This window comes from Acinetobacter lactucae, from assembly GCF_013344765.1.
Classification (GTDB): domain Bacteria; phylum Pseudomonadota; class Gammaproteobacteria; order Pseudomonadales; family Moraxellaceae; genus Acinetobacter; species Acinetobacter lactucae_A.
Genome location: NZ_JABVBF010000288.1, coordinates 1 through 2,065 on the forward strand (window position 1 = coordinate 1; position 2,065 = coordinate 2,065).

At 35.8% G+C, this 2,065-nt stretch carries 2 protein-coding genes and 1 pseudogene; all 3 read left to right on the forward strand.

Annotation, left to right across the window (positions count from 1 at the left end; genetic code table 11):
• Positions 1–71: 71 nt before the first annotated feature.
• Entirely contained in the window at positions 72–602 is a 531-nt protein-coding gene (locus tag HUN22_RS16720) for a Csu type fimbrial protein (protein ID WP_217484527.1), read from the forward strand.
• 84 nt (positions 603–686) lie between these two features.
• Entirely contained in the window at positions 687–1,394 is a 708-nt protein-coding gene (locus HUN22_RS16725) for a fimbrial biogenesis chaperone (RefSeq protein ID WP_174731742.1), read from the forward strand.
• 40 nt (positions 1,395–1,434) lie between these two features.
• Positions 1,435–2,065, forward strand: a pseudogene (locus HUN22_RS16730) (fimbria/pilus outer membrane usher protein); the annotation flags it as partial.

Below are 2,065 nucleotides of genomic sequence, written 5' to 3' on the forward strand. Positions count from 1 at the left end.
TGATTGTGATGGGGAAGGCTAGTTTTTACATCTATTAATTTTATTGGCGTAATTTAAAAAGGTTTTTAACCATGAATAAGTCTCTCATTTGTTTATCAGCAATTGCTATGGGTTTAATGTCTATCAATGTCGCAAATGCTGCAACAGCTACCGGAACATTAACTGTTAAAGCAACTATTACAAATAGTTGTGTTCTAAATACTTCTGCAACGGGTACTACATCAAATGCAGTTTTGGATTTTGGTACCTTAAGTTCACTTGCTAGCAACGTCGATGCAGACACCACAACAACAGGCGGTACCGCCATTAAAGTTTTATGCAATAACACTGTGCCATGGACTTTGGCTTTTGATGCGGGTAAGAATGCTCAATCGACACAACGTCGTATGATTGGTGGTGCAACTAGTAACGAATATATTCCTTATAACCTTTTCTCTGACACAGGGCGTGCTACAGCGATTGGTATTTCAACAACTGCATATAGCGGCACTGGTACTGGTGACATACAAACAGTTAACGTCTATGGACGTATTCCCGCTGGCTCAATATTACCAAGTGCGGGTAGCTATGTTGATACTGTGACTGTAACAGTGACTTATTAATTTTTAATAAGTTTTATGGTGTTATCGCTAGCTCTTGTTTTAAGAGAGCTAGCTCAATTTGAGAAAAGTAGTTTTGGGCAAATCATGAGAAAAAATATCTTTGTTGTTACAAGTTTATTGTTATTTTTTCCTAGTATGCTAAATGCAGCATCAATCCGACTTTCACCTGTAAGTGTTGAAATACTGAGTGACCAAGCTGCATCTTCAATTAGTTTATATAACCAGTCAAATGAAAGTGCAGATTTACAGATGCGCGTATTTGAATGGAGACAAAATGCAGGGCAAGATCAATTGATCCCTACAGAAGAGATTGCAATTAGCCCACCATTTTTAAAATTAAAGCCTAATGATTCTTATAATTTGCGTGTAGTTAGAATTAACCCTGAATCTATTTCTGGTGAGAAAACTTATCGTATTATTATCGATGAGTTACCGAAACCAGTTGATAGTCGTAAAGTGGATCAAGGTGTTAATGTATTACTACGTTCATCGTTGCCTTTATTTGTAGTGAATAAAGATGCGATTACTAAACTGAATTGGTCAATAGAACAAGAACAAGATAAGGCTTATGTCACGATAAATAATGTTGGGAATCGGCATGCGCTGTTAAATAATTTAGTGCTTGTTGATACAACAGCGAATAAAAGTTATGCCATTAAAGTAAATACGGTAAATGGTTATATTCTTGCTGGGAAATCAAGAAATTTTAATATTGGCCCAGACTTTAAATTTCAAGCTGATCATAAATATAATATTTCATTGAATATTAACGGTAAGCAAACATCTCTTTAAAGAGGCACATATGAAATATCTCGTAAGTGCCTTATGTGCTATGTACTTGCCAACTCATGCTTTTGCTGAATCATTGCAAGATAACATCAATGCTGCATTACCTAGTATTCCAGAAGTTACGAATTTTTCTCACCAGCTCTTAAGCTCTGATAAGGGATATATACAACTATTTTTAAACGTTTCTGTTAACTCAAGTATTTCTAGAGATTTAATATCGGTACGACAAGATCAATATGGTAAATTGTATATCCGTGTTCGTGACTTAAAAATTTTAAGACTGAAAATGGATGAACATGTTGTTGATAGCCAATGGGTATGTATTAACGATCTAAACGGAGTCCAGTTTAAATATCTCGAAAATGAGCAATCTTTAAACTTAAAAATTCCGTCGAACATGTTAACGGGCTATTCAGTTGACTTAAATGGTCAGCAGATTACTAGCCCGCATTTGCTGAAGATGAAGCCCTTAAATGCAGCTATTCTCAACTACAGCCTGTATAACACCATAACCAATGATGAAAATACCTTTTCCGGTTCGGCAGAAGGGATTTTTAACAGTGCCATCGGTAATTTTTCTTCAGGGGTTTTATATAACGGCAGTAATGAAAATAGTTATAGCCATGAAAAATGGGTACGCCTAGAAAGTAAGTGGCAATATGTCGACCCTGAGA